This is a genomic window from Ochrobactrum sp. PL_is483, from assembly GCF_055816855.1.
Genome location: NZ_JBVPGS010000024.1, coordinates 54,212 through 77,201 on the forward strand (window position 1 = coordinate 54,212; position 22,990 = coordinate 77,201).

Sequence of the window (22,990 nt, forward strand, 5' to 3'; positions counted from 1 at the left end):
GAAATCCCTCCCGAAATGGGGTCAGTCTTGACCTTTGAACCAGCAGAACACGCGCAGAAGCCAGAGTTTCGTCAGGAACGCTGGCTGGAAGCCTTGCGGCTCGTTGCACAATATTACCGACTTCCGCTTTCTGTTCATGGGGTAAAACTCGCCGCCGCTTCCGTAGACCCCAAAGCCACCGACCAGATGAAGCTTCACGCGATGGCCCGGCGCATGGGGCTTGGCATCAAGCTGGTCGATCCACAAAGCATCAGTCTTTCAAACTGGCATGTGCCTTTCATTCTTGAATTGACGGACGGGCAATTGGCTGTCGTTCACAAGATTTCAAAGGACCGGGAGGCTGGTGTCTGGCTGAGCGACGAACAGGGGCTGGAACATGCATTTCCCCTCGATGAACTTGCGGCGCAAACCCGTCATGTGTTGCTGGCTCGTCCGGCGCGGACCGTTCCTGATGCGCGCGTCGATGCTTATATCAAGCCTTTCGAGGAAAATTGGCTAAGGCGGATCATCTTTCATGATCTTGGGTCCTACAGCCATGTGCTGGTCGCTTCGCTGATCGCCAATGTACTTGGGCTGACGGGCATCATTTTCTCGATGCAGGTCTATGACCGGGTGATCCCGGCGCAGTCGTTCAATACGCTATATGTGCTGTTCAGCGGTGTCGTGCTGGCGATCTGCTTCGATTTCATGATGCGTCGCGCGCGGATGGGCATCATCGATATGCTTGGGAAGCGCACCGACCTGCAAATGTCAGATGTCGTTTTCGGTCACGCGCTGCGGGTGCGAAACCGTGCCCGCCCGACCTCCACGGGTTCTTTCATCGCGCAGTTGCGCGATATTGAACAGGTACGTGAATTGTTGACCTCAACGACCGTTGCTGCGATTGCCGATCTGCCGTTTTTCCTTCTGTTTCTGGTGCTGTTCTGGTGGCTGGCGGGGCCGTTGGTCTTTATCCCGCTGGCCGCGATCGCAGCCCTGATCTTGCCCGGTGTCTTTCTGCAACGGCGCCTGCGCCAGCACGCCAATGAGGCCATGCGCGAGTCATCCTTGCGAAACGCCATGCTGGTGGAAACAGTGCAGGGCATAGAGGACATTAAAAGCCTGCAGGCAGAGGATCGCTTCCAGCAGCAGTGGAACCATTTCAATGCTGTTACGGGCGAGGCGCAGATCAGGCTTCGCTCGGTCACAAACGGATTAAGCGTTTGGACCCAGAATGTGCAAACCGGCGTTTATGCGCTCACGGTTTTTATCGGTGCGCCAATGGTCATCAGCGGCGACATAACCACCGGCGCGCTTGTGGGCGCGTCCATTCTTGGCTCGCGCATGCTGGCGCCGATGGCGCAGTTTACCCAGATTGCCGGGCGTTTGCAGCACGCGAGGATCGCGAAACAGGGCCTCGACCGACTTATGCAGATGCCGGTCGACCATCCCGACAGCGAAACCCGGATTCACTGCCCGCATATCAAGGGCTCGTATCTTCTGAAGAATGCGCTCTTCCGCTATGGCGATGAAAGCTCGCCTCCCGCGCTGCTGGTGCGCGATCTCAAGATCGAACACGGGGAACGGATCGCGCTTCTCGGGCGAAATGGGGCAGGCAAGTCCACACTCCTGCTCGCCTTGTCGGGGCTTCTGGATGCAAGTGACGGGGAGGTTCTGCTGGACGAGCTTTCCTTACCGCAAATTGACCCGGCGGACGTACGACGCGATGTCGGCCTTCTGACACAGAATTCGCGCCTGTTCTTCGGTACGCTGCGCGACAATATCACGATGGGCGCGCCAGACGCTTCCGACGATGAGATTCAGCGTGTTCTTGCCATGGTCGGAGCTGACGGCTTCATCCGCAAACTGCCGCAAGGGCTGGAACATCTTGTTCAGGAAGGCGGAAGCGGTCTTTCGGGCGGTCAGAAGCAGGCGATATTGCTGGCGCGTCTGCTGATCCGCGACCCTTCGGTTGTGCTGCTCGATGAGCCGACATCCACAATGGATGAGGCAACCGAGCGCCATTTCATCCAGCAATTCGCACAGTGGAGCGCGGGGCGCACGGTGGTCATCGCGACACATCGCACGCGGGTACTTGAACTGGTCGATCGGCTTATCGTCGTCGAGAACGGACAGATCGCACTCGATGATGCGAAAGAACGCGGGCTGCAAACCCTGCTTGGCGTAAGCAAGGTCGAAGCCCCCAAAAAAGCATAGATCATCGAGGCTCTGTCTTTTGTTTTAACGCGCATCTTGTTCCGGAAACTTCTGGGGATGCGCTAGCCGGAGGAAAGGAACATGGCGGCCCTTGGCGAAGATTTCGGCGACTGGGTGAATGGAAGTGCCGACGGGGCACGGCTGAAACGTTCGAAGCGTTTTGTCCGGCTTGTATTCTTGTTCTTCGCGGTTCTGCTGGTCTGGGCTTATCTGGCGATGCTTGATGAGGTGTCTACCGGCACCGGCAAGGTAGTTCCGACATCGCAAGAGCAAGTGATCCAATCGCTGGAAGGCGGTGTTCTTGCAAAGCTTTATGTTCGCCAGGACGATGTCGTCGAACCGGGCAAGATACTGGCTCAGCTCGATCCGACAGTCACTGAAGCGACGGTTCAGGAAAGTTCTGCCAAATACCGCGCCGCGCTGGCCAGTTCGGCTCGTCTGACAGCGGAAGTCAATGGGAGCGAACTGGGGTTTCCTGACGAACTGGATGCATTTCCCTCGCTCAAGGCATCCGAGACCCGGTTATATGAAGCGCGCAAACGCAGCCTCAAGGAGTCGCTCGATTGGCTTGCGGAGTCTAAAAAGCTTGCGCAGGACGAACTCGCGATCAGCCAGTCCCTGACCAAGATGGGGGCTGCCAGCAATGTGGAAGTCATCCGGCTGAAGCGGCAGCTTGTCGAGCTTCAACTCAAGGAAACGGAGATCCAATCCGACTATATCGTCAAGGCGCGCGAGGAACTTGCAAAAGCCAACGCGGATGTTGAATCGCTCTCTTCTGTGATCCGGGGCCGTGCAGACGCGCTCGCGCGACTGACACTGCGGTCTCCTGTCCGTGGCATCGTGAAGAACATCGAAGTCTCGACAATAGGCGGCGTCGTTCCTCCCAACGGCAAGTTGATGATCATTGTCCCGCTCGATGAACAGCTTCTTATCGAGGCTCGCATCTCACCGCGCGACATTGCCTATATTCATCCTGACCAGCCAGCAACGGTCAAGGTAACGGCCTATGATTATGCTATATATGGTAGCTTGAAAGGGAAAGTTGTCAGTATTTCACCGGACACAATTCAGGACGAAGTTAAACCGGAAGAGTTCTATTATCGTGTTTTCATAAAAACCGAAGCGGACGCGCTTTTCAATAAAAGTGGCGAGCGCTTTCCAATCGTGCCCGGCATGGTCGCCACTGTCGATATACATACGGGTAGCAAGACCGTTATGGATTATCTTATCAAGCCGTTCAACAGGGCGCGGGAAGCGCTGCGGGAAAGATAGTTGGCCTGGAGTTTCCCTGTCCGGATGATCGAAGCGGCTCCCATGGTCCGCAACCCGTTCGCCTGTGACAACCGCTCGTCTTTCCAGGCCTTTGCCGAACTCGTAGCATAGTTGCGCAGAAAAATTTGCGACAGAACCCTTTCTCGGAAAGGATTGGCGCCGCTCCAACTATTTGTTTTGTCGCATTTTCCAGCGCAAAGCCGTTTCACACTTTTGCTGGAAATGCGCCAGCGGCGCGCTGAAATATGTCAGCTATTGCTCGACCTCAGGCAATGAGGGCAGGTTTACAGGCTCGCGAAAGGTTCGTTGCAGTTGGCCCCAAGCGGGATCATGCATATGGTTTTGCAAGCCCGCTCTCGCCACCAGTGCACGCGCTTCTGCTTCGCCGAAAGCCAGCGCTTCATGCATATTGGCGGTCAGCACCTTGCCGTCCTCCATGAGAATTTTCCTGTCCACGATAACGGTATCCACATCGCTCCCCAATACCTGATGGATCAGCCGGTGAACCGGCATCCAGTTGGGTGTCAGATGGGGCTTGCGCATATCGATGATGGCGATATCGGCTTTCTTGCCCTTTTCGAGAGAGCCAATCTCGTGATCCATGCCAATCGCGCGCGCCGCGTCGATGGTGATCATTTCGAAGACCTTGCCCGGTGGCAGGAGATAGCGGTCGTGATTGTGCAGGATATGCTGCGTCGACTGGGCAATGCGTGCGATCTGCAGCATGTCGAAATGGCGGCTGGGAGCGGCGCCGTCCGAAGTAATGGCGACCGGCACGCCGCGCGCCATCATCTGCATGATCGGCGTAGATCGACCGGGAGGGGCATGAGTGACATGCGTGCCTGTTTCAGCGAGGATATCTATTTCCTCATGCGAAATGCCCCAGCAATGCTGGAGGTGAACGTCAGGCCCGAGCAGGGCATTCTCCTTGTCCTGCGCGGCCATGCGGATCTGTCCGGCGAAGGCATCGGAATGAATGCGCACGCCCCATTTGCGGGCTGTTTCGCGGATGCGCCGCGCCTGCATCCGGTCGTCCTTGGTCAGGTTTACGGCGAAGTCTGGCGTCGAGGCATTCGACGGCTCAACCGAGGGGACGATGGTGAATGGAGTCAGAAACACCTTGATGCGTCCGTTGGCAGTTCCGTTCAGGCTTTCGATAACGGCCTCTGCACCCTCAATCATCTCCTCGAAGGAAACGCTGTGCCGCTCCGGCTTGCCGCTTTCCCAGCGTGTAACCGATTGCGGCCATGGCAGGCCGGCAGGGCCAACGCAGATGATCTCCCGCAAGCCGAGTTCCGAATAGGCGCGGGCATGATTGATTGCGAAGGCCGGATCGTCGCTGCGCGGCATGGAGGTGATGATGCTGGCAGACGTCGTTACGCCAGCGCATAGTCTTTCGAGGCCGGAAACGAGACCATCCGCGTACCAGTAGTCTCGCGTGACATAGTGATAGTAGGTTGGCGTGACGATCCGCATCCACAGCGAATTGGTGTCGGCACCAATGCTGCGGATCAAGGCATGACCCGCATGCCCGTGGGCGTCAATCAGCCCGGGGATGATCAGTTTTCCCGTGCAGTCGATTACTTTTTTTCCGGCATGTCGGGCGTGGAGTTCTTCGGCGGTACCGATATCAACGATCCTGTCGTTTTCTATCGCCAGACCGCCATCCTCGATAATCCGTCGGCCTTCATCAACGGTGACGATTGTACCGTGCAGTAAAAGAAGTCCACCCATTTCCATTCCCTTATTGTTTTGAATTGCGCGGTTCGCGCATGTTCAACATTGAACTGTCGATGTTTTGAATTATAATTGCCAACAATATCGTTGACAATAACATAAGCGATTACGATACTAACCAAAAATCGGACCCAAAAAGGCCGGTAGGGCTCATCATCCGCGAGGGGAAAAAAAGCATGACGCGTCTCAACAGATTTCTCATATCGGCATTGACCGCAGCGGCTATTGCCGCTCCACTCGCGGTCTCATCGGCAGGTGCTGCGACATTGCGGTGGGGCAGCCGCGCGGACATCTACTCCCTTGATCCGGATTCGGTTCCTTCGACGTCCAATCTCGCTTTTCTGAACCATATTTACGAGGGATTGATCCGCTACGGCCCCAATTTCGAGATTGAGCCGGCGCTAGCCACCGAATGGAAGCTCATCGACAACAAGTACTGGCGCTTCACCTTGCGCAAAGGCGTGAAGTTCCACAACGGAGCGGACTTCACCGCTGACGATGTAGTCGCCTCGATGAACCGTGTATCGGACCCGACCTCGCCCCTGCGCGGCAACATTCCGCTCTATGTCGGTGTCAAGAAAGTCGATGACTTCACAGTCGATATCGAGGTTTCGGCGCCAACCGCATTGTTCCTGAACGATATGACCAATATCTTCATGTTCAATGCGAAATGGCTCAAGGATAACAATGCCGAAAAGCCGACCGATATTGCCTCCAAAACCGAAAACTATGCCACCCACAACACCAACGGCACCGGCCCGTTCAAGCTCGACAGCCGCGTCCCGGATTCAAAGACGGTTCTGCTGGTCAACGACCAGTGGTGGGATGAGAAGAAACATAATCTCGACCGTATCGAGTATGTTCCAATCTCCTCTGCTGCAACCCGCGTTGCCGCATTGCTTTCCAACGAAATAGATCTGGTCGATTCCGCTCCTATTCAGGATCTTCCTAGGCTGGAATCCTCACCGGGTATCAAGGTGAGCAAGCGTACCGAATTGCGCACGGTCTTCATTGGTTTCAACGGCAAGGAAAAGCTTGAGGATGGGCGCCCGAACCCTTTCCTGGACGTTCGCGTTCGTCAGGCTGTGGAAGCGAGCCTCGACCGCGATCTCATCAACAAGAAGATCATGCGCGGTCTGGCCCGGCCTTCCGGTTCTCTCATTGCACCGGAAATCGCTGGTTATGCCAAGTCGCTCGACACCTATCAGCCAGCCGATCCCAAGCAGGCCCAGAAGCTGCTTGAAGACGCCGGACAGAAGGGGCTGGCCTTCAACTATCTGTGCATGAATGACGAGAGCATCAACGAGGAAGATATCTGCTCGGGCATTGCAAACATGCTGAAGCGTGCCGGTTTCGCGCCGACCATTGATATGGGCCCGCGTGCAGTGCAGCAGCCGAAGCGGACCAATGGCAAGGCCGATATGTTCAACCTGAGCTGGGCCAACGAACCGACGCTCGATGCCTATTCGCTACTTTCGCAGGTTCTCTCCACGCGCAGCGGCTCGACCGGGGTTTCCAACTATGGCGGGTGGTCCTATCCAGAACTCGATGAGCTGGTGAAGAAGGCTGCGCAGGAAGCCGACACCACCAAGCGTCTTGCGCTGGAAGAACAGGCATTGAAGATCGCCAAGGACAACGCGATCCTGATTCCGCTCCACCAGCAGCCTATTGCATGGGGCATGCTTGATAAGGTCCAAAGCGTGGACTTCCGCGCCGACAACAAGCCGCGCCACTGGCACACGATGATGGCGGAATAATCTCATATTTTCAGTAGGTTAACAAATGGGGCGTTTCATTCCGGTGAAACGCTCTTTTGATATGCAACGCGGAGATATGCGATGAAGCCTGAACTGGCACATGAACTCGTTTTGGGTGAGCGGCCACAGGGGCGGACCCTGTTGACAGCGGAATGGGTTCTTGCCTGGCGCGACGAAGGGCATTGGCTCATTCCCAACGGCGAGATCGTCATCGAAGGCAATCAGGTGCTTTATGCCGGGCCGCATTTCGAAGGCGAGGTGGCGCGGCGCATCGATTTTGGCGCGGCACTGGTCAGCCCCGGTTTGATCGACCTCGATGCATTGTCGGATCTCGACACGTATCTGCTGGTTCATGACAATCAGCCGGGCTGGGCGAAGGGGCGCATCTGGCCGCGTTCCTATGTGGAGCGGGGGCCTTATGAAATGTATTCGGAAGAGGAACTGGCATTCCAGAAGCGCTTCGGCTTCGGCCTTCTTTTATTGAATGGCATTACGTCAGCCGCTCCCATCGCCTCGCTCTATTATCGAGAATGGGCGGAAACGGTGGCGGAGTTCGAGGCGGCGGCAGACGCGGCAGGCGACCTTGGCTTGCGTGTTTTTCTTAGCCCAGCCTATCGCTCCGGCGGCATGATATTGGAGGAACCGGGGCGCATCGAGCCGATGTTCGATGAAGAGCACGGACTCAAGGGTCTCGCTGACGCCATCGATTTCATCGGGCGCAATCACGGTCGTCATGGCGGACTGGTCAACGGGCTGCTCGCGCCCGACCGTATCGAAACCTGCACATTGCCCTTGTTGCAACGCACCATGGCGGCCGCACGCGATCTCGACTGCCGGGTTCGGATTCATATGGCGCAGGGCAAGCTGGAGCTGGATACGATGCACAAGCTGCATGGTGTTTCCGGGCCGCAATGGCTGGCGGATAACGGGCTGATGAGCGAAAGGCTCTATGCGCCGCACGGAACCTATGCCTCGGCGCAGGACTTGCAGCTTTATGCGCAGCATGGTGTTTCCATTGCGCATTCACCGCTGGTTTCGGCGAGGATGGGCAGCATCCTGCAATCCTTTGCTTCCTGTCGCAAACTCGGCATCAATATCGGTATGGCCACCGACACGGCGCCGCCCGATATGTTGATGAATATGCTCGTGGGATTGATCGCCTGCCGTATCGGCGAAAAAGCGTCAGACGCGGTTTTCTCGAAAGACCTGTTCGACGCGGCCACGCTGGGTGGGGCCAAAGCGCTCGGACGCCAGGACATCGGAAGGCTTTCCGCAGGCGCAAAGGCGGATATTGCCGTCTTCCGCCTCGATGATCTTTACATGACGCCGAGTATCGATCCCATCACGACGCTGGTGGTTGGCGGTTCCGGCAAGGTCACAAAGGCGGTTTTTGTCGATGGGCGCTTGTCCATGCTGGATGGCAAGGTTGCCGGAATCGACATGGCGGCTGCGCGGGAGCGGGCGCAGCGGCAATATGAAGGACTGATCGCCAAATATCCCGACAGGAGCTGGCAACACCCGCCAGTCGAAGAGATATTTTCGCCAAGCTATCCGGTATGGAAGTCGGAATAAACCGACGGCTCTGCGGCTCCGTTTGTCGACATGCCGGACGCGCAAATATAATAATATTGTCAACAATCGAGTTGACAACTTTTGACCAATAGACATACTGTTCCCATGGCCGAGGAAGAAGCCGGAAAGGCGGGGCCATATTGGAGGGAGGAAATCACACTCAATTTTGAAGCGCGCCGAAAAGGGCGCGAACCACCGACATCACCGCGCGAGCGATGGTTGCGGCGATAAATGAAAACAGACCCCGAAAAAGGGGCGCAAATTTCCAGAAGCGGAGCAAATCAATGTTTAAAAAACTGGGCCTTGCGGCCACGCTGTTGGCTGGCCTGACGAGCTTGACCTCACCGGTACAGGCTGCAACGCTGAAATGGGGGGCGGCACATGATATTTACTCGCTTGATCCCTATTCTTACGGCGACAGCTACACGCTGGCTTTCCTCAATCACGTTTATGAAGGTCTGGTGCGGTATGACGCCAACCTGAAGATCGAACCGGCACTGGCCGAATCCTGGGAAAATGTTTCCGAGACGGTCTGGCGTTTTCACCTTCGCAAGGGCGTAAAATTCCACGATGGCGCGGAATTCACGGCCGATGACGTGCTTGCTTCACTGAAGCGTGTCAGCGATCCGGTTTCGCCGCTGCGCGGCAATCTGCCCGCGTATAAGTCGTCCCAGAAAGTGGACGATTACACCGTCGATATCGAGCTGAGCGGCCCCTATCCGCTGCTGCTCAACGATCTGACCAACATTCATATTTTCGATGCCGGATGGCTCAAGGCCAACAATTCGGAAAAACCGACCGACGTCGGCGCGAAAATCGAAGGTTACGCCACTTATCACACCAACGGCACGGGACCGTTCAAGCTGGAAAGCCGCACGCCGGATTCCAAGACGGTTCTGGTGAAAAACGCGAACTGGTGGGACAAGTCGAAGTCGAATATCGATCGCATCGAGTTCACACCAATCGTTTCGGCGGCGACGCGTGTGGCAGCGCTTCTGTCGGGCGAGATTAATTTCACGGAAAATGCGCCGTCGCAGGATTTGCCGCGCCTCCAGGCTCAGCCGGAGCTGAATGTGATGGAGCGTACTGATCTGCGCACCGTCATGATCGGTTTCAATCGCAAGCCGAAGCTTGCCAACGGTTCGGAAAACAAGTTCAACGATCTGCGCGTGCGTCAGGCTTTTGCTCATGCTCTCGACCGTGACCTGATCCAGAAGCGCATCATGCGCGGCAAGTCGCGCACGGCAGGCGCGGTGGTTGCACCGGAAATTCCGGGCTACACGCCTGACCTCGACACGACGTTGAAATACGATCCGGAACTTTCAAAGAAGCTTCTGGCCGAAGCCGGAGCCACTGATTTCCCCTTCACGCTGGTCTGCACGACCGACGCCTATGTGAACGAGGAAGAACTCTGCCAGGGTCTCGCCAACATGATGAGCCGTGCCGGTTTCAAGCCGCAGCTTGATATCGCGCCAGTGGCCGCGCAGACCCCGAAGCGTACGGAAGGCAAGGCTGACGTCTATCTGATCGGCTGGGCAACGGAGCCGATGCTCGACAGCTATTCGATCCTGTTGCAGATGATGGAAACCAGAACCGAGAAGGCAGGCGTGTTCAACTGGGGTGGCTGGAGCTATCCGGAGATCGACAAGCTGACCGAGCAGGCTTCGACCGAGATGGATCGCACCAAGCGTTTGGCGTTGCAGACCGAGGCGCTGAAAGTGGTGAAAGACGAAATCGTGATGCTGCCTCTGCACCAGCAGCCGATGGCGTGGGTCATGTCGAAGAAGATCGACCAGATCGTGCAACTGCCGGACAACAAGCCGCGTCACTGGCTGACGCAGTTCGCCGAATAATTCAATCATGATGCTCCGGGGGAATCCAATCTCCCGGAGCGCCCTGCTGTTACCGAGGGAACCCCAATGCTGGTTTTTATCATTAAGCGCCTGGCAAACGCCGTTATGGTGATGTTGGCCGTCGCTTTGCTTGCCTTTCTGATTTTCCGGCTGGCGGGCGACCCTGTCGAAATGATGGCCAACGAGCAGATGACGCAGGCCGACCGCGATAATCTGCGCGAGCGTCTTGGTCTTAACGATGGCCTGATGACGCAATATACCCGCTTCGTGGTCAATGCGGCGCAAGGCAATTTCGGCATATCCTACCGAAACGGCCAGGATGTGCTGGGCCTGATCGGCGAACGCTTTCCCGCGACGCTGGAGCTGGTGCTTGTCGCCACGCTGATTTCGCTGCTGGTTGGTCTGCCATTGGGCGTGCTGACAGCAATCAAGCGCGGCAAATGGTATACGGAGGGATTGCAATTCCTCTCCATTGTCGGTGTCTCGCTGCCGAGTTTCGTGGTCGGCATTCTGCTGATCCTGGTCTTTTCAGTCTCGCTCGGCTGGTTCCCGGCCTTCGGGCGCGGTGACGTGGTCCAGCTTGGCTGGTGGTCAACGGGCCTGCTGACGCCTTCGGGACGCGCCGCGATCCTGCTGCCTTCCATTGCGCTTTCGCTTTATCAGGTCACGCTGGTCATGCGTCTCGTGCGTGCCGAAATGCTGGAAGTGCTGCGATCCGATTATGTCAAATTCGCCCGCGCTCGCGGCATTCCGCGCTGGCGCATCTATTTCCGCCATGCGCTGCGCAACTGCCTGATGCCGGTCGTAACGATGACCGCCATGAATGTCGGCTCGCTGATCGCCTTCGCGCTCATCACCGAGACGGTGTTCCAGTGGCCGGGCATGGGCATGCTGTTTATTCAGGCTGTCACCTTCCTCGATATTCCGGTGATGGCGGCCTATCTCTGCATCATTTCCTTTATCTTCGTCGTGCTCAACACGCTGGTGGACATTGCCTATGCGGTAATCGATCCCCGCTTGCGCACTGCTCGCTGATCCAACGGGGAGTCCATATCAATGAGCACCCAAACCTCACAGGCCACACCCGTCGTGCGGCAGTCGCTTTTCCAGCGCATTCGTAAAAGCGATCTCTGGTGGTCTTTCACGCATAGCAAGACGGCCATGTTCAGTGCAGCACTTCTGGCCCTCCTTATCCTCACGGCCCTTTTCGCGCCGCTGATCGCGCCGCAAAACCCTTATGACGGCGCTGCGCTCGATATGTGGAAGGCAGAACTGCCGCCGGTATGGGAGGAGGGCGGTGAATGGCCGTATCTTCTCGGCACCGATACGCAGGGTCGCGACATGCTGTCGGCCATTCTCTATGGCACGCGCATTTCCATCGTCATCGGCATCGCCTCGGTGGTTCTCTCGCTTGTGATCGGCATGAGCGCGGGGCTTGTGTCCGGCTATTTCGGCGGGTTCATCGACAATCTTTTGATGCGCTTCGGCGACATTACCCTGTCGATCCCGACCATTCTGGTTGCCATTCTGGTCTCGACCGTCGTGCGCCAGATGCTACCCGTCAGCCTGCGCGAAATTGGTGCTTCTGCGGTTCTTATTTTGGCGATCGCGCTTTCAGCATGGGTGCAATATGCCCGCACGGTGCGCGCGCAGGCCATCGTCGAAAGCGGCAAGGATTATGTGTCGGCAGCGCGACTGATCGGCGTGCCGGCGCGGCGCATCATGGCCAAGCACATCCTGCCCAACACGCTGACGCCGATCATGGTGGCGGCGACGCTCAATTTCGGCATGGCCATCCTCACCGAAGCGACGCTCTCGTTTCTCGGTATCGGCATGCCGCCGAGCCAGCCGTCTCTGGGAACGCTGATCCGCATCGGCAACCAGTTCCTGTTCTCCGGTTCCTGGTGGATCGTGCTCTTCCCCGTCATTCAGCTCTGCCTGCTGGTCGTGGCCGTCAATATGCTCGGCGACTGGCTGCGCGATGCTCTCAATCCGAAACTGAGGTAAGTCTTATGAACAATCTTTTGCTCCGCAACGTCCGCCCGATGGCAGGTGAAACCTGCGATATCCTCATCAGGGACGGAAAGATTGCCGGTTTCGGACAGTTTGAAGCAGAGCCGGGAATGGCTGTGGAAGATGGCGGCAACGCCATCGTCGCACCCGGGTTGATCGACGCGCACACCCATCTCGACAAGACCACCTGGGGCATGCCCTGGCATGTCAACAACCGCGCTGCGATCCTGCGCGAGCGCATTGATTTCGAACGCGAGCATCGGCTGGAAATCGGCATTGATCCGCATCGCCAGTCGATGCGCCACGCCATCGGTCTGGTCGCACATGGCAGCACGCATATCCGCAGTCACGTGGATATCGATCCGACCCACGGCCTGTCGCTGGTTGAAGGCTTGTGGGAAACGCGCGAGAAGCTGAAAGGCATCATCGATATTGAAATCGTGGCCTTCCCACAGTCCGGCCTGATGGTCATGCCGGGCACAAAGGAGCTGCTGGATGAGGCGCTCGGGCAGGGCTGCGAAGTGCTGGGCGGCATCGATCCGTGCGGCATCGACCGTGATCCGAAGGGCCAGCTCGATATCCTGTTCGCCCTTGCCACCAAGCATGGCGTTCCGATCGATATTCACCTGCATGAAACGGGTGATCTCGGTGCCTTCACGATGGAGCTTATTTTCGAGCGCATCCGCGCCAATGGCATGGAAGGCAAGGTGGCGATCAGCCACGCCTTTGCGCTTGGCATGAACGACTATCTGCGCGTCGGTCAATTGATCGAACAGCTTGCTCTTCTCGATGTTGCCATCCTCACCACCGGCGCGCCTTCGGCCACGGTGCCATCGATCAAGCGGCTCAAGGAAGCAGGCGTGCGCATCGGCGGCGGCTGCGACGGTATTCGCGATACATGGGGTCCGTGGGGCCAGCCGGACATGCTCGACCGCGCCAAGATTATCGGCATGAAGAACGGCGTGCGCTCCGATCACGATCTGGAGCATCTGCTGCACATTGTTTCGCAGGGCGGCGCGGACGTCATGCGACTTGAAAATTACGGGCTGAACGTCGGCTGCAATGCCGATTTCACCCTTCTGACCGGCGAGACGCTGGCCCATGCGGTGGTGGATGTCGCCCCGCGTCCGCTGGTGGTCAAGGGCGGTCGCGTTACGGCCCGTCAGGGCGTTGCCGTGGTGGAGATGCCATGATGAACAAGGCATTGGAAACCCTTCCGCTTGGATCGAGGCCGGAAGGCCGCACCCTGATCACCGCAAGCTGGGTGGTCGGGCACAAGGACGGTAGCCACCGGCTTCTCCGCAATGGCGAGGTCGTCTTTGAGCACGGCGAAATCCTGTTCGTCGGTCATGGTTTCTCCGGCGAAGTGACCCGCCGCATCGATTTCGGCAATGCGCTGATCAGCCCCGGCTTGATCGACCTAGACGCGCTGTCCGATCTCGACACCACTATCCTTGGCATCGACCATCATCCCGGTTGGGCCAAGGGCCGCGTCTGGCCGCGCTCTTACGTCGAGGCTGGTCCCTATGAAATGTATAGCGAGGAAGAACTCGCTTTCCAGAAGCGGTTTGCTTTCGGCCAGCTTTTGCTGAACGGCATCACCACTGCCGCGCCGATTGCCTCGCTGTTTTACCGCGAATGGGGCGAAACAGTTGCCGAGTTCGATGCTGCTGCGGAAGCCGCAGGCGATCTCGGCCTGCGCGTCTATCTCAGCCCCGCCTACCGTTCGGGCGGCATGGTGCTGGAAGCACCGGGCAAGATGGTGCCGGTCTTCGACGAGGAACGCGGTTTTCAGGGCTTGAAGGACGCCATCGCTTATATCGAACGCCAGAATGGCCGTCATGGCGATCTGGTTCGAGGCATGCTGGCGCCGGATCGTGTTGAGACTTCAACGCTCGGATTGATCCAGCGTACCGATGCCGCCGCGCGCGATCTGGGCTGCAAGTTCCGCCTCCACATGGCGCAGGGCGCGATGGAAGTCGATACGGTGCGGGCGCTGCATGGTTCGACCGCACCGGTCTGGCTTGCTAAAAACGGCCTGCTGAGCGACCGTCTCATTGCGCCGCATGCCACCAACGCCACCGACGAAGATCTGGGCCTTTATGCGGAACATGGCGTTTCCATCGTCCATTGCCCGCTGGTTTCAGGCCGTGGCGGTTCGATCCTCAAGTCGTTCTCCGACTGCCGCGAGCGCGGGATCAACATTGCCATGGGCACGGATACGACGCCGCCTGACATGCTGATGAACCTGCTGGCCGGTCTCATCACCGGTCGTGTGGCCGATGGCGCACCAGATCGTCTGCGCGCCAAAGACCTGTTCGATGCCGCGACAATCGGCGGTGCAAAGGCGCTGGGGCGTTCCGATCTCGGCCATCTGTCGCCGGGTGCCCGTGCGGATATTGCGGTTTTCCGTCTTGATGACGTCTTCATGGCGCCATCCATCGATCCGATTACCACCATCGTCACAGGCGGTTCGGGCAAGATCACGGAGGCCGTTTTTGTTGACGGTCGTGTCTCCATGATGAACCGACAGCTGGCTGGTTTCGACATGCAGAAGGCCCGTGATCAGGCGCAGGCGCAATATGACGGGCTGATCGCCAAATATCCTGAACGGAGCTGGAACAACCCTCCGGTCAGCGAAATCTTCCCACCCAGCTATCCTATAGAGGAAAATGAAAATGGGTGACATGCAAGAACCAGTCGTTGAGGTGCGCAATCTGCGCGTGGATTTCCCGGGCCGTCGCGGCACGGTAACCGCGCTGTCGGATGTCAGCCTGTCGATCCGCCCGGGTGAAATCCTCGGCGTGGTCGGTGAATCCGGTGCAGGCAAATCCATGACAGGCCTCGCCATTCAGGGCCTGCTCGAAGCGCCCGGCCATATCGCTGGCGGCGAGGTCTGGCTTGGCAAAACGCGCATCGACACGCTTGATGATCGCGCCATGGAAAAAATCCGCGGGCGCGAAATCGGGGCCATTTTCCAGGACCCGCTCACCTCGCTCAATCCGCTGTTTACGGTGGGTGCGCAGCTTGTTGAAACAATCCGGCGGCATCTGGGGCTCGGCAAGGCGGAAGCCCGCGCCCGCGCCGTGCAATTGCTGCGCGATGTTGGTATTCCCTCACCGGAAGAGCGGGTCAACCAGTATCCGCACCAGTTTTCCGGCGGCATGCGCCAGCGTGTAGTGATTGCGCTTGCGCTCGCCGCTTCGCCAAAGCTTGTCATCGCCGACGAGCCGACCACGGCGCTCGACGTGTCGATCCAGGCGCAGATCATCTCGCTCCTGCGCAAGTTGTGCAAGGAAAAGCACACCGCCGTCATGCTCGTCACTCACGACATGGGCGTGATCGCCGAGGCGGCTGACCGCATCGCGGTCATGTATGCCGGGCGGCTGATCGAGATCGGGCCGGTGGCGCAGGTGCTGCACCAGCCGCGTCATCCCTATACGCAAGGGTTGATGGCCTCGATCCCGTCGCTTGGCGCACGTGTCGAGAAGCTCAACCAGATTGACGGTTCCATGCCGCGTCTCGATGCGATCCCCCAGGGCTGCGCCTTCAATCCGCGCTGCAAGATGGCGGGGCCGCGCTGCCTGCGCGAGCGCCCGGAACTCGTATTCTCCGACCAGACCGCCAGCGCCTGCTGGCTGAACGCGGGAGGCATCGCATGACGAAACCGTTGCAAAAAGCTCCGGCCCTTACCGTTAATCGACTGGTCAAAACCTTCGATGTGTCGGCGCCATGGCTCAACCGGGTGGTTGAACGCAAGCCCCGGCAATATCTGCAAGCCGTCAACGACATCAGCTTCACGGTGCCTGCGGGCGGCTGTCTGAGCATCGTCGGTGAAAGCGGCTGCGGAAAATCCACCGTTGCCCGCCTCGTCACCGGTTTGCATCGTGCGACGAGCGGCGAAATGCGCTTTGCGCCGGGCAAGAGCGGCAAGCCGCTTTCAGCGCAGATGATTTTTCAGGATCCCTATGCCTCGCTCAATCCGCGCTGGCGGGTGAAGAACATCATCGCCGAGCCGCTGCGTGAACTGAAGCTGCGCGACACCGCCGCCGAAGTGACCGAGCGTGTGGAGGAACTTTTGCGCACGGTCGGGCTTTCGCCCTCCGATGGCGAAAAATTCCCGCATGAATTTTCGGGCGGCCAGCGCCAGCGCATCTCGATTGCCCGCGCATTGGCGAGCGAGCCTGAATTCCTCGTCTGCGACGAGCCGACTTCGGCGCTCGACGTGTCGGTGCAGGCGCAGGTTTTGAACCTGATGCGTCGGTTGCAGGACAAGCTGGGCCTGACCTATCTCTTCATCAGTCACGACATGAGCGTCGTCCGCCACATGTCGGATCGCATTGCGGTGATGTATCTGGGCCGCATCGTGGAGGAGGGCGACACGGAAGAGCTGTTTGCCGCGCCGCGTCACCCCTATACGCAGCTCCTGTTGCAGACCATCCCGAATATTGAGGCCCCGAACCGCAACCGCGAACCGGCCAGCGGCGAAGTGCCAAGCCCGCTCAAGCCTCCGTCCGGCTGCACTTTCCATCCGCGCTGCCCATTCGCCATGGAGCGCTGCTCAAAGGAAGTGCCCGCAATGCAGATGCTGCCGAACGGCACTCGCGTCGCTTGTCATCTGGTCGAAACGGAAGCTTGAAGAAGAAAGCCAGCGAAGAAGCCGGTATCCGGCTTCTTCGCTTCACGCCAATGCTGCTCGCAGATCGTGGGAAAGATCGCGTATCTCGCTCAGATCCAGTTCGGATTCCACATGTTCCAGATGATGCGCCATAAGATGCACGGCCTTCTGCACCTCTTTTGCCGAAATCGCTTCCACGATCTCGGCATGTTCGTCGGGGCCGCAATTGAACCGGGCAGTGTTTCGATAAACGGCGGTGATAAGCGAGCTGCGGGCAATAAGGTCTCGCATCGTTGTGAACAGGAAATCGGAACCGGTCAGTTCTGCCAGCAAAAGATGGAAGCCACCGGACAATTTGATGATGTCGGTGGTGCTGTCTTCGGCGTTTGCAACCCGCTCCTGATTGACGTGATCGCGAAGCCTTTTCACGCTGTCTTTCAGCGTCGAGGCGCAGAGCCTTTCAACGATGCACCGTTCCACGGCCTGTCGAACAAAGAAAACATCTCGCGCCTCTTCCACGGACGGCTTGCTGACGAAAGCGCCGCGATTGGGAATGATGGTCACAAGGCCATCGCGTTCAAGGACCGTCAATGCCTGACGGACACGGGCGCGACTGACGTGAAAGATCGAGGCCAGCTGTTCTTCTTTGAGTTGTACGCCAGGACGCAATCGCCGTTCAGCGATCGAAAGCCAAACCCTTTCAACTATCTGCTCGACCGACATTGCGGCTGGTGCGTTCATCTGTGGTTTCTCCTTGTTGACGCAGACAATCGCCATATGCGTGAAAAAGTCAACTCGCGGATTTAATTGCTTGCAGTATTGTCGACAATATGAAACATTATTGTAGATAATAGCGCTAATATCTGGACCGCCCATGGAATTCGATTTCGAAGCGATTGAACCGCAGAGCCGTTATAGACTGCTAACGAATTTCATTGGTCCGCGTCCGATTGCGCTTGTGACGACACGATCGGAAGCGGGGCATAACAATGCTGCGCCGATGAGCTTTTTCAATGTGTTTTCCCATGATCCGGCCATCGTCGTATTGGGTATTCAGCCGCGTCTGACAGGAGAGCAGAAGGACACGATGGTCAACATACGTCGGTCCGGTGAGTTCGCCATCAGCATGGTCGATATGGCTTTGTCTCAACAAATGCTGATTTGCGGGCTCGGTTTCGACAGCGAGGTGGACGAACTGGAAGTTGCAGGATTGAGCCCCGTTCCGTGCCGCAAGATCAATGTCGCTTATCCTCAGGAAGCGCCATGCGTTTTCGAGTGCAGGGTCGAACGTCTGATCGAATACCCGCGCCGGACCCTGGTTCTGGGCGAGGTGGTGCAGATGCACGTGCGCCGCAATTGCCTTGATGCCGAGGGCCATTACGTGGATCCGGAAGCCTATCAGCCCATAGCCCGGCTTCATGCCGACAATTATGTGACATCAGACCGCCAGTTCGTTTTGAAAGCTCCGCCGATTGGCGATTTCAAGAAGCCGAAACAGTAGGTTTAGAGCCAGGTAACAGAGAATACCATTATGCATATTCATCTCATCAATCCCAATTCCACCGCTTCCATGACGGCGCAGGCGCTGGAAAGCGCCTTGCTGGTCAAGCATGATCATACGCATATCTCCGCCGCAAACCCGAGCGACACGCCTGTCAGTATCGAAGGTGGCGCGGACGAGGCGATGGCCGTGCCGGGAATGCTGGCAGAGATCCGAAAGGGTGAGGTTCTGGGGGTGGATGCCTATGTCATCGCCTGCTTTGACGATCCCGGCCTGCATGCCGCGCGCGAAGTGGCGAGAGGGCCCGTGATCGGCATTTGTCAGGCCGCGATACAGGTGGCCATGACGATCAGCCGCCGCTTTTCAGTGATAACGACGCTTCCTCGCTCGGTGGCTATCATCGAGGATCTCGTGAGCGATTACGGTGCTGATCGGCACTGCCGCAAGGTGCGTGCGATCGACCTTCCGGTGCTGGCCCTCGAGGAAGATTCGTATAAAGCGGAACAATTGTTGCTGAGAGAAATCGAACGCGCGAAGGCCGAGGACGGAGCAGAAGCTATCGTGCTGGGTTGCGCAGGAATGTCATCCCTGTGTGATCGTCTGAAGGAGGCGACTGGTGTGCCGGTGATCGATGGCGTAACGGCTGCGGTCAAAATGGCGGAAGCGCTGGTTGGCGCCGGATACGCAACCTCCAAGGTGAACAGCTATGACTATCCTCGGGTCAAAAGCGCGCCCGGTTGCAAGGTGTTTACTCAAGAGGGATAACCTTCAATCATTGTTGACAATATTGTCCTCTTTTCCCGGTGATGATGGTTGACTTTTATTGTCGCATCAAGCTTGGTGACAAGGAAGGGGAGTATGGCTCATGGCAGAGCAGAGGGGTGCATCGGCACAGCAGATTGTTGAGAAAGTCTGGCTGTCTATTGCAGAAAGGCGTTTGCGTCCGGGCGTGCAGCTCAAGGAAGAGCAGATGGCGGAGATTTTCAATGTCAGCCGCGCGCGCATCCGGCAAGCGCTTGCCGCCCTCAAACGGGAGGGGCTTGTCGATATCTTTCCCAATCGCGGTGCATTCGTCTGCAAGCCCACAGTTGATGAAGCTCGGGATGTGTTCTTTGTACGGCGCACGGTTGAGAGTTGCGTCGTGGAGCGCCTTTGCCGGTCAGCAACGCGCGGCGATCTTAAGCGGCTCAGCGATCACGTTGCCAAGGAACGGGTTGCCAACGCGAAGAATATCACGACTGACATCATCAAATTGTCGGGTGGTTTTCATCTTCTTCTGGCTGAACTGGCATCTTCGGATTTTCTGTTCACGATGATGCGTGATCTCGTATCTCGAACATCGCTTATTACCGCAGTCTATCGCAAGGCAGATTACTTCAATTGCGGACCGGACGAACATGCCGAGATCGTGGATGCGATATTGCAGAAAAATGTGGCGAACGCGGTCCGTCTCATGGCGCATCACCTCGACCATGTGGAAACTCAGCTCGATCTTCGCGAAGTTAATGAATATTCGCATGATTTGAGTTCCGTCTTTGCGTAGATGGTGGCTCCGAAACCGGAGACCCGATGATAGCGCGTTCATAATCTGGATGACGTAAAGACACTCGTATCAAACATTATTTGTGCCTGCGTGACTGACGATTTTCTGCCGCTGCGAGCAGTCAGATCATGCCGACCCCCACCTGCATTTCGTCGGCCTGGATATGATCTGGCCACCGATCCGCCGGTGCAGCTCGAAATCGACTGCAACTATTCTCGTTTCATCGAATTCACATGGAGCAGTGGAATGCGCGGCGCAGATATTTTGGTGCAAATGCTGATTGGCTACGGTGTGGAGACAATCTTCGGGGTGCCCGGTGATACGAACGTACCTTTCTATGAAGCGCTCCAGCAACGGGAAGGCGAAATTCGCCATATCATGGCGCGTGATGAACGCTCCGCTGGTTACATGGCCGATGCCTATGGCCGCTTTTCCAATAAACCGGGTGTCTTCGAGTGCCCATCAGGCGCGGGCGCTATGTATTCCCTGCCGCCAGTTGCTGAATCTCATGGTTCATCTGTCCCGGTCATCCTTTTGACCATCGACATTCCATTGCCCGGCGAAGGACGTGGTGTGCTTACCGAGCTTGACTGCGCCAAACTGTTTGAGCCGGTAACAAAGCTTTCGGTGCAGGTGAAGTCGGCGGAGAAGCTTCCTGAAATTATCCGCCGTGCTTTCCGTGTCGCTTGTTCGGGAAAACCCGGTGCGGTGCATCTCCAAATTCCTGAGGATATCCTGCTCGCGGAGATCGATCCAACGTGCATTTCGCTCCATGTTGAAGAAGAGTGCAAAACCTTTCCGGCTTTCCCGACCCTTCCGCCCAAACAGAAACTCAACGAATTGCTGGAGCTGATTGCGAAGGCTGAGCGGCCTTTGATCGTTGCAGGTGGTGGCGTCAATCGCGCTCGTGCCGGAGGATTGATTACCAAGCTCGCCGAGCGCTTTGATATTCCAATGTGCACGACAATGACCGGGCAAGGTGCGATTGATGACGATCATCGTCTTGCTATCGGCGTGATCGGAGACAACGGATATCATCCCCATGCCAACTGGGCGCTGGAGCATTCTGACTTCACATTGTTCGTTGGATCGCGGATTGGTTCGGTTGTTACGATTGGCTGGACGTTTCCGAAGATTACACTCAATCGACGTCTCGCGCAGATCGACATCTCGCCTGAGATAATGGCCAATAATTACGAGAATCTTCTTTCTATTCAGGGCGACGCGTCGCTGGTCCTGGAGGAGTTGTTGCAGATCGAGCAAACGTCTGAACCAAGAAAGAACAACGATTGGATTGAGCGGCTGAATGCGCATCGTCGAGAGTTCTGGGAACATGCCGAAGAAGCTTTGAGCGATGAACGTGTACCGTTACGCCCTGAACGTGTTGTGCGTTCCTTCAACAATGCTCTCAGCCAGTCGGAGCAGCCTGCATTCATTTATTCAGATGCGGGCACGCCAACGCCCTATATGACCCGTTTTTTGAAAATCAACGATAGTGAAACGCATTTTGCGATCCCGCGTGCTTTCGGCGGTCTGGGTTCGGCTTTGCCAGCAACGGTTGGTGCCTGGCGTGCTGGTCCCGATAAGCGACCAATTGGACTGTTTGGCGATGGCTCATTCGGCATGACGGTGGGTGAGCTGGAGACATTGGTGAGATTGCAAGTGCCGGCCATTCTGATCTTGTTTAACAACGGGACTTTCGGCTGGATCAAGGGTCTGCATCGTCTCAAAGGACATAACCAATGTTTTGGTGTCGATTTCCTGGCCCCAAAAGGGCAAGCAATTGCTGAAGCCTATGGTTTGAAAGCATGGACGGCTAAGACTGCAGACCAATTAGATGCTGCGATGACAGAGGCCTTTGCATGGAAAGATGGACCATGCTTGATTGATGTCCATGTTGAATCGATTGCTGATCGCGTACCGCCTGTCTATTCGTGGCTTTTAACGCGCGGTGAAGACCCGCTTAATCTCAAGCCAGTCGAACATTCCTATATCTGATTGACAGACGCCACAGACAGATGATGCCTGTGGCGTTTTGCTTCTGCAATGAACCCGTCACGAAACAGGCGTACATTCTTTGATCCCTGACGGGCTTGCGCAGTGCAGAGAAAATAGCTTTCTCCCGATGTTTGCACGCGATCCAGCGCAAGCTTGAGTTTTCCCGACCGCAACTCGTCTTGAACGAAAATTCTGGGGGCAATGGCTAGCCCCATGCCAGCGATGGCGCATTCAATAATAACGTCATGCGTTGGCAGGCGCGGACCAAAAATACGTTTATTGTAATGGATGCCGGCGCCGCGCAACCAATGCAGCCAAAGACTTGGTCTGTTTGAATTCTGAATTAGCGGAAAGTCGAGCAATTCGACATCTCCGGCCAACCCATTTTCAGGCACGATGTCCGGTGAGCCGATGACGACAAGCTCTTCCGGGAAGAGCAGATGGCTTCGAACATGGGCCCAATTGCCGATTCCGCGCAACACGGCTAGATCAAGGTCGGACTTGCTCCAATCAAGATCATGAGAGCAGGGAAACACTTCGAACCATATTTGTGGATATGACCTGGCAAAAATACTGATGATGCCCGGCGCCCATTTTCGCATCAATGTTGGCGGTAGCCCGATCTTGAGCAGGCTTTGGGTTTTATAGCCACGCACGGCATCCATCGACACTTCTTCAAGTTTTGCGAGAATACGCGAGACTTCCTCGTAATAGCTCTGTCCTTCTTCTGTCAGAACCAGGCGCGGTCCCGCACGCTCAAACAGCTTAAGACCGAGAAAGGATTCGAGATTCTGAATCTGACGGCTTACGCCACTTTGCGTCATGCCGAGATTTTCTGATGCCCGCGTGAAGCTCAGGTAACGCACTGAAGCATCAAACGCATGGAGTGCAGAAAGCGATGGAAGAAAGCGGCGCATCGGGCTCCCCTTA

18 protein-coding genes are annotated in these 22,990 nt (G+C 57.0%); 15 read left to right on the forward strand and 3 right to left on the reverse strand.

From position 1 onward, the window contains the following. Positions 1-27 precede the first annotated feature (27 nt). Positions 28-2,196, forward strand: coding sequence for a type I secretion system permease/ATPase (locus AC0TNJ_RS03780; protein WP_473770286.1), 2,169 nt, complete (start codon positions 28-30; stop codon positions 2,194-2,196). 81 nt (positions 2,197-2,277) lie between these two features. Next, entirely contained in the window at positions 2,278-3,468 is a 1,191-nt protein-coding gene (locus AC0TNJ_RS03785) for a beta-barrel domain-containing protein (RefSeq protein WP_473770287.1), read from the forward strand. 252 nt (positions 3,469-3,720) lie between these two features. Here AC0TNJ_RS03785 and AC0TNJ_RS03790 read toward each other — a convergent pair whose 3' ends face one another. Further along, positions 3,721-5,202: an amidohydrolase family protein gene (locus AC0TNJ_RS03790; protein ID WP_473770288.1), complete on the reverse strand. Its 1,482-nt coding sequence runs from the start codon at positions 5,200-5,202 to the stop codon at positions 3,721-3,723. 179 nt (positions 5,203-5,381) lie between these two features. Between AC0TNJ_RS03790 and AC0TNJ_RS03795 the strand changes: the two genes are divergently transcribed. The 9 genes from AC0TNJ_RS03795 to AC0TNJ_RS03835 all read left to right on the forward strand — a co-directional run bounded on the left by AC0TNJ_RS03795 (position 5,382) and on the right by AC0TNJ_RS03835 (position 17,039). Continuing rightward, complete coding sequence (locus tag AC0TNJ_RS03795; RefSeq protein ID WP_473770289.1) at positions 5,382-6,962, forward strand: ABC transporter substrate-binding protein; 1,581 nt, start codon at positions 5,382-5,384, stop codon at positions 6,960-6,962. Positions 6,963-7,043: 81 nt separating this feature from the next. After that, positions 7,044-8,534, forward strand: coding sequence for an amidohydrolase family protein (locus tag AC0TNJ_RS03800; protein ID WP_473770290.1), 1,491 nt, complete (start codon positions 7,044-7,046; stop codon positions 8,532-8,534). 284 nt (positions 8,535-8,818) lie between these two features. Continuing rightward, positions 8,819-10,387 carry an ABC transporter substrate-binding protein gene (locus tag AC0TNJ_RS03805; protein WP_473770291.1) on the forward strand — a complete coding sequence of 523 codons (1,569 nt, stop codon included), beginning with the start codon at positions 8,819-8,821 and terminating at the stop codon, positions 10,385-10,387. Between the two features lie 66 nt (positions 10,388-10,453). Beyond that, the gene (locus AC0TNJ_RS03810; RefSeq protein WP_122002617.1) at positions 10,454-11,422 is read left to right on the forward strand and encodes an ABC transporter permease; all 969 of its coding nucleotides are present in this window, start codon (positions 10,454-10,456) and stop codon (positions 11,420-11,422) included. Between the two features lie 21 nt (positions 11,423-11,443). Continuing rightward, complete coding sequence (locus AC0TNJ_RS03815) at positions 11,444-12,394, forward strand: ABC transporter permease (protein WP_473770292.1); 951 nt, start codon at positions 11,444-11,446, stop codon at positions 12,392-12,394. Positions 12,395-12,399: 5 nt separating this feature from the next. Then, positions 12,400-13,593, forward strand: coding sequence for an amidohydrolase family protein (locus AC0TNJ_RS03820; RefSeq protein ID WP_473770293.1), 1,194 nt, complete (start codon positions 12,400-12,402; stop codon positions 13,591-13,593). Beyond that, positions 13,593-15,086: an amidohydrolase family protein gene (locus tag AC0TNJ_RS03825; protein WP_473770294.1), complete on the forward strand. Its 1,494-nt coding sequence runs from the start codon at positions 13,593-13,595 to the stop codon at positions 15,084-15,086. The genes AC0TNJ_RS03820 and AC0TNJ_RS03825 overlap by 1 nt, the downstream gene beginning before the upstream one ends. Continuing rightward, positions 15,079-16,062 (forward strand): ABC transporter ATP-binding protein, encoded by a 984-nt coding sequence (locus tag AC0TNJ_RS03830; RefSeq protein ID WP_473770295.1) that lies wholly within the window; start codon positions 15,079-15,081, stop codon positions 16,060-16,062. Before AC0TNJ_RS03825 ends, AC0TNJ_RS03830 begins: the two co-directional genes overlap by 8 nt. After that, positions 16,059-17,039: an ABC transporter ATP-binding protein gene (locus AC0TNJ_RS03835; RefSeq protein ID WP_473770296.1), complete on the forward strand. Its 981-nt coding sequence runs from the start codon at positions 16,059-16,061 to the stop codon at positions 17,037-17,039. The genes AC0TNJ_RS03830 and AC0TNJ_RS03835 overlap by 4 nt, the downstream gene beginning before the upstream one ends. A gap of 42 nt (positions 17,040-17,081) precedes the next feature. Here AC0TNJ_RS03835 and AC0TNJ_RS03840 read toward each other — a convergent pair whose 3' ends face one another. Then, entirely contained in the window at positions 17,082-17,759 is a 678-nt protein-coding gene (locus tag AC0TNJ_RS03840) for a GntR family transcriptional regulator (RefSeq protein WP_473770297.1), read from the reverse strand. A gap of 133 nt (positions 17,760-17,892) precedes the next feature. Between AC0TNJ_RS03840 and AC0TNJ_RS03845 the strand changes: the two genes are divergently transcribed. From AC0TNJ_RS03845 to AC0TNJ_RS03860, 4 genes are all read left to right on the forward strand, one after another. After that, a complete protein-coding gene (locus AC0TNJ_RS03845) occupies positions 17,893-18,519 on the forward strand; it encodes a flavin reductase family protein (protein WP_122002612.1) in 627 nt (208 codons plus the stop codon). A 30-nt stretch (positions 18,520-18,549) separates the two neighbouring features. Beyond that, a complete protein-coding gene (locus tag AC0TNJ_RS03850) occupies positions 18,550-19,284 on the forward strand; it encodes an aspartate/glutamate racemase family protein (RefSeq protein ID WP_473770298.1) in 735 nt (244 codons plus the stop codon). Positions 19,285-19,384: 100 nt separating this feature from the next. Then, positions 19,385-20,062, forward strand: coding sequence for a GntR family transcriptional regulator (locus tag AC0TNJ_RS03855; RefSeq protein ID WP_473770299.1), 678 nt, complete (start codon positions 19,385-19,387; stop codon positions 20,060-20,062). 246 nt (positions 20,063-20,308) lie between these two features. Continuing rightward, positions 20,309-22,060: a thiamine pyrophosphate-binding protein gene (locus tag AC0TNJ_RS03860; RefSeq protein ID WP_473770300.1), complete on the forward strand. Its 1,752-nt coding sequence runs from the start codon at positions 20,309-20,311 to the stop codon at positions 22,058-22,060. Here AC0TNJ_RS03860 and AC0TNJ_RS03865 read toward each other — a convergent pair. Then, on the reverse strand, positions 22,051-22,977 hold the full coding sequence (locus AC0TNJ_RS03865; protein WP_473770301.1) for a LysR substrate-binding domain-containing protein: 927 nt from the start codon (positions 22,975-22,977) through the stop codon (positions 22,051-22,053). The genes AC0TNJ_RS03860 and AC0TNJ_RS03865 overlap by 10 nt on opposite strands. Positions 22,978-22,990: the final 13 nt, after the last annotated feature.